General features: G+C 52.2%; 4 protein-coding genes and 1 pseudogene. 2 read left to right on the forward strand and 3 right to left on the reverse strand.

Annotated features, from left to right (window positions below):
* Positions 1 to 73: 73 nt before the first annotated feature.
* Positions 74 to 829: a 3-hydroxyacyl-CoA dehydrogenase gene (locus AC2FNV_RS19180; RefSeq protein WP_170608798.1), complete on the reverse strand. Its 756-nt coding sequence runs from the start codon at positions 827 to 829 to the stop codon at positions 74 to 76.
* 187 nt (positions 830 to 1,016) lie between these two features.
* Between AC2FNV_RS19180 and AC2FNV_RS19185 the strand changes: the two genes are divergently transcribed.
* A complete protein-coding gene (locus tag AC2FNV_RS19185) occupies positions 1,017 to 1,733 on the forward strand; it encodes a hypothetical protein (protein WP_174823051.1) in 717 nt (238 codons plus the stop codon).
* 95 nt (positions 1,734 to 1,828) lie between these two features.
* Here the strand turns inward: AC2FNV_RS19185 and tyrS are convergent, their stop codons facing one another.
* Entirely contained in the window at positions 1,829 to 3,073 is a 1,245-nt protein-coding gene (gene tyrS / locus AC2FNV_RS19190) for a tyrosine--tRNA ligase (RefSeq protein ID WP_170608799.1), read from the reverse strand.
* A gap of 1,203 nt (positions 3,074 to 4,276) precedes the next feature.
* Here tyrS and AC2FNV_RS19195 point away from each other — a divergent pair.
* Positions 4,277 to 5,566, forward strand: coding sequence for an MFS transporter (locus tag AC2FNV_RS19195; protein WP_170608800.1), 1,290 nt, complete (start codon positions 4,277 to 4,279; stop codon positions 5,564 to 5,566).
* Between the two features lie 212 nt (positions 5,567 to 5,778).
* On the opposite strand, the pseudogene AC2FNV_RS19200 reads toward AC2FNV_RS19195, so the two are convergent.
* Positions 5,779 to 6,000, reverse strand: a pseudogene (locus tag AC2FNV_RS19200) (NAD(P)/FAD-dependent oxidoreductase); the annotation flags it as partial.

Here is a 6,000-nt window from a genome sequence, read left to right on the forward strand (position 1 = left end):
TTCGGTCGTACCTATAAATATTTCAAGCGCCCAGCACTCTGCACTTTCGCGCGTAGCCAGTTGTTGAACATTATCAACGCATTCGCAGTGCGCCGTCTATGCGGATTACCTCTCCATTCAGATAACTCATTTCAACAATGAAAGCGGCTAAACGCCCGTATTCACGCGGGTCCCCCAACCGAGCCGGATTTGGGACGTCAGCAGCAAGCTGGGCCTGAATATCTTCTGGTAATCCGGCCAACATGGGTGTCATGAAAATACCCGGTGCAATGGTCATAACCCGTATCCCGCTGGACGCCAGATCGCGTGCCATCGGAAGCGTCATGCCGACTACGCCACCTTTGGACGCTGCATAGGCAGCTTGCCCCTTTTGGCCGTCAAAAGCGGCGATGGAAGCAGTATTGATAATCACACCACGAGCGCCGTCCGGGTCAGGGCTGTTCTTGACCATTTCGGCCGCAGCAAGTCGCGAGACGTTGAAAGTGCCCGCGAGATTGATGTCAATCGTTCGCTGAAATGCGTCCAAAGGGTGTGGCCCATCTTTGCCCACTGTTTTGATCCCATATGCGATCCCGGCGCAGTTTACTGCAGCGGTAATCTTGCCCATGCTCTCCGCAGCCAACGAAACAGCTGAGGCAACCGAAGTCTCATCAGTGACATCGGTTTCGGCAAAATAGCCACCGATCTCGGACGCGACACTACTGCCGCGTTCAGCATCCCGATCCAGAATTGTTACTTTCGCGCCGTGTTCCGAGAAGTAACGAGCTGTTGCTTCACCCAGGCCAGACGCACCGCCGGTGATGATCACAGCTGTATCGGAAAGTTCCATGTTTCTCTCCTTGTTGGATATGAACAGATGTTCATTAAATGCATCTTTTGGGGCGTGTCCACAAAATTGAAGCAAGCTTATCTTGAAGGAATCCTCAGCGATCTTTCATGTTTGCTTCACGCTCGGTCACCACCTCGGCACTGAACAGCCTGTCCCAGTCGGGATTTTTCAGCCAAGAGGTATGGAAATGTCAGAGAGTTACCGAAAGGTTCTGGGCGCAGCTATCGCCGCGCCAGCACTTGGCGCAATGATGCTCGGCAGCGCAGAAGCTGCACAAGACGTTTGCGATTGGCGAACCGCTCGTAACGTCGCAAGCAGTGGGAATTACGCCGCTTTGTGTGACTGCACGCACGTAACGCCCAGCTTTATTAAGCGGTTGCAAAACAGGGCGGACTTCAGTCACACTTTGCAAGCAACGTCAGCGCAATGCCCGGGGCTTACCGAATTGTTGACTGATCTTCCAACAGCCAATCTAACAAATGCTCAAGCCGCTGGAACCGGCGGTGAAAACCGGGACTCTGACAGAGATGATGTCGGGCTGAGCGCTAATGGAGAAACCGGTGATGGGCAATACGTTGGCAACTCTGGTGGAGAAAGCTTCGGTGAGGGCAATGGTGCTGGTCCAAGCGACGGCGGCGCTAATAGCGGCGGGAATTCCGAAAACGGCGGAGAAAATGACAGTGGGGGAAGCAACGAACCGGGTAACGACGACGATGGACCCGGTGAAACTGGAGATGGCCCCGACAATGGAAACGACGGCCCCAGCATTGGAAACGACGGACCTGGCAAGGGAAAAGATGGCCCCGGCCAGGGGAAAGACGGACCTGGAAAGGGGAAAGATAGCCCCGGGAAGGGCGCCGGAAAAGGTGGAAATGGTGACAAGGGCGGCAAAGGCAAAAAATAAGATTTGCGACCCTAAGAAAGCACGCGACTCGCTAGGAAACAAAAGTGACCACCTCATTAAGTGGTCACTTGCTGTTTTAACGCTCCGGCAAGAACCTATCCCAACTGAACCAGCGCATGCCGTTTTTTACCGGCGCTTAACTTAACGGGTGAGGACAGAATTCCTTGATCGATCATCAAGCCGGCGTCAGTTAATGGAGCATCGTCAAGTTTCGCTCCGTTTTCGGCAATCAGGCGCTTGGCTTCTTTCCCAGATTTGGCGAGCCCCGATTTGACTATCAATTGAACGACCGAAATCGGTAACTCTTCTCCGGATAACGTCAAAGTTGGCAAGTCGTCTCCAACACCACCTCGCTCAAATACTTCGCGGGCGGTGGCTTCAGCATTGATTGCGGCGTTGGTCCCGTGCAGTAGGCTAGTAACTTCATTCGCCAAACGGATCTTTGCCTCGTTTATTTCTGATCCCGCCAGTGCCGCTAGACGATCACACTCGTCAACTGGCAACTCGGTGAAGATTTTCAGGAACCGACCAACATCAGCATCTGTTGTATTTCGCCAGAACTGCCAGAACTCGTAGGCCGATAACATGTCTCCGTTTAGCCAAACAGCACCCCCCTGTGACTTACCCATCTTGCGGCCGTCACTAGTTGTAAGCAGTGGAGTGGTCAGTCCATAGATTTCATGATCCAACACACGGCGTGTCAGGTCTATGCCGTTTATGATGTTTCCCCATTGGTCCGACCCGCCCATTTGCAGCACACAGCCGTAGCGGCGATTTAGCTCAAGGAAGTCATACGCCTGCAAAATCATGTAGTTGAATTCGAGAAACGAGAGCGACTGTTCGCGGTCCAACCTAGATTTCACCGATTCAAACGAAAGCATCCGGTTGACCGAAAAATGCCGTCCAATGTCGCGCAGGAAATCAAGGTAATTCAGATCGTCCAACCACTCGGCATTGTTGAGCATCAAGGCTCCAGTTTCGCTGTCGTCATAGGACAGGTACTTTGAGAATACTTGCTTCATGCCCTCGATATTGGCGTCGATCTGATCAGGACCTAGAAGGGGGCGTTCGTCTGAACGGAATGAGGGATCACCCACCTTTGTTGTGCCCCCGCCCATCAACGTAATTGGTTTGTGTCCGGTTTTTTGTAACCAGCGCAGAACCATGATGTTCATCAGGTGGCCCACGTGCAGCGACTGCGCAGTGGCGTCATAGCCGATATAGGCAGTCTGTACCCCGCTTATCAGTGCTTCATCCAGGCCTTGATAATCGGTGCAGTCGGCAAGAAAGCCGCGCTCGATCATCGTGGCGATGAAATCCGATTTGGGGTGGTAGTTCATGACGCTCAACAGGCCTTTTGTTTTGGCCCTTTCGGCAAGGGCAGGTGGAAGTTATAGGTCAGTGGAAATCAAACCAGACCCGCCTGTCCACACGAATAGGGCAAAGTTTCGTTGGACATTGTTTCCTAATTCCTTATGTCTTCACGAATGTCCAGTCACTACTCGAGACATGTTGTCCAGTGCCAGATCTGGGGCAAGGAAATACCTAAACATATTCTCAAAGAAATAGTGGCAGTCACCACCCCCTAACACCCTTCCCGATCCTCGCCTAGGTGATTTACCAGAGCTTGAAAGGAAATTTGGGTGCAGTGGCTATGCAGAATATCCAAAGGTCACTAAACCCAACGGGGATTTGGGTTCTGGTCATGTCTTTATTAACTAGACTAGCGTTTCGGATGGAGGTTCCTGCCGCAAAGTGGGCGTTCACCGAGATTGAGTGAGCAACCGCCTTGGGCCCAAAAGCTGAAATTTTCGGTTTCTACGGATCGCGGACACAGCAGCATGTAGGGTGAAAAGGCCCGAAAACTGTCCCACCTGGGCAAATCAAGCGATACACACGAGGCGCAAAGTTACCTGCAGACCTAGACTGGACAGATATTGGTGATTTGGACAAGTGAAACCTTCCTGCTTCTGGCAAAGGAAACAGATACATTCGTGTCGACAATTAGATCCTCGAAGTTACAGATGATCTCAACACAGTGGTTGAAGCCATTGGTATAGTAGATAACTTACTGAAATACGTAGGGTGGTCGGACAAAAAGTGGACTTCACCGATTGACGTACTTGCAGCGCGATTTTAGTGGAGAATATTTGCAATCTCCGGGGCCATGGGTTCAAGGTTACTAATCCTCTTGATGTCGCAGTATGTTATCATTGGGTTGATGCAGACGTTCGCAGCGCCTACGGGCGTTTGATCCGAACGAACGACTACTGTGCGGGCAAAGCTGACGTTATCAATGATCAGCCAAAAGTTCTGTGCGAAATATAAATTTTATCAATAAGTTGGCGCGGGTATCATCCAGACTGCCGACGTGGTTCAGCTCCATATCTTAGCGGACCCAACGTTGGGAAGCGTCCTCGTCCGCTGCGCGGACAAAGTGAGCTTTAGCAGCGCTTGTTCGAACGACGTTTTTACGCACGCGGGATGGACATCGCCTCTGCGGAGGTATTGCGCAGATCGCCTGCAAGGCTGAAGGTGCGAGCATGGCAACGGAATTAAAATTCTCCTTCGCTGCGCTGACCTTTCCAGCTAGACGGCACATCCGGGTGTTTCAGGTCCACCAGTTTCTCGATCGTTTTGCGATGGGTTTGACGGTCGCCGTTGTTGCACTGGCGTTGACCGATCGAGGCATGAATCTCTTCCAGATTTCGCTTCTTTTTGGGGTCTACTCACTGACAACCATGGCGATGGAACTCCCGTTCGGCGGATTGGCCGACAACATTGGACGAAAGCCAGTCTTTCTGGCCGCGGTCGTCGCCAGCGTGGTTTCACTCGCTCTCTTTCTCTCGACAAGCGATTTCTATGTTCTCGCGCTCTCGTTTGTCTTCATCGGTTTTGGACGCGCATTGCGGTCGGGCACGCTCGACGCTTGGTTCGTCGAAACCTTCAAAGCCGCTGCGCCGAATGTGGATGTTCAACCTGCTCTTGCAAAGGCGCAATGGGCCAATGCCATGGGCTTGGCGGTGGGGTCTGTTTTAGGAGGCCTTTTGCCCGATCTCTTTGGCTCGGTGGCAAAGAGACTGGGTGTCAGCATCTATGATGTGTCTTACGCGGCGAGCCTAGCAGTGATGCTTGGGGTGTTCGTCTATACCCTGTTTTTCATTGTGGAAAAACCGCGCCCGTTGAATCCTCATGCTCTGAAACAGGGGTTTGCCACTGTGCCCCTGGTGATCAAAGATGCAACTCTTCTCGCATTGAGACATCCGGCGTTGTCGGTACTTTTGGCAGCGCTGGCGTTTTTCCTAATGGCGACCAATCCAGTCGAGGTGATTTGGCCGACCCATGCCAAGCCAATGTTGGAGGAAGGCTATGAAAACACTATCATTGGTATCCTGACCGCTGCCTATTTCTTCTCAATAGCTTTCGGCGCGTCGCTGTCCCCTTACATCAGTCGGATTTTCAGACGGCGGCACGCAATTGCACTTGCGGCGGCTTTTGCTTGCATGGCGGGCGTTCAGATCGCATTGGCTTTACAGGACAGTATCGTCGGCTTTGTGACGGTTTTCATCATCTATTCCGTTGTCCTTGGTGTTTCTGAAACGCCAGCCAGCAGTATTCTTCATAGATGCGTAGAAAACAGCCAGAGATCTACAATGCTGTCTCTTAGATCGCTGATACAACAACTTGGAGCAGCTTTGGGCCTGATTTTGGCCGGCGCTATTGCTGAGGTCTACTCCACACCCACGGCTTGGATGTTTGGCGCTGTGTTTCTCGTCATGTCCGTGTTCCTAATCGGCATCTTAGCCAAACGGCTTACCGCCAAGATTGAATAGCAGCCATTTGTGCGACTTGCAGCATTCGGCAATTTTAGCCCAATGCCAACGTTCAGTGAATTCGCTCTATGTCGACTTTGCGGTGCCGGACAAACCTGCCATTTGCGGCAATGCGGCACCCAAAGGTTACCTGAATGTCTGCTCCGTAACAAAACAGACATTCATTTTCAAATGCTGTAAAGGGCGGATCCGGCCCTCGGCCGGCTCAATCCCTACGAAAGGTGGTGCACCTCCTGCAACCCGTATACGGGGGTTTCGATACCCTCCATCCTTGCCTTGATCTGCAACGACAGGAACTGTGAGTAATGGCGAGACTGATGTAAGTTACCGCCGTGGAACCAAAGAGCTTCCTGTTGTGTGGGTTTCCACATGTTGCGCTGTTCTCCTTCCCAAGGACCGGGGTCCTTCGTGGTATCCGATCCTAATCCCCAAAC

Source organism: Ruegeria sp. BHSA163, assembly GCF_059613365.1.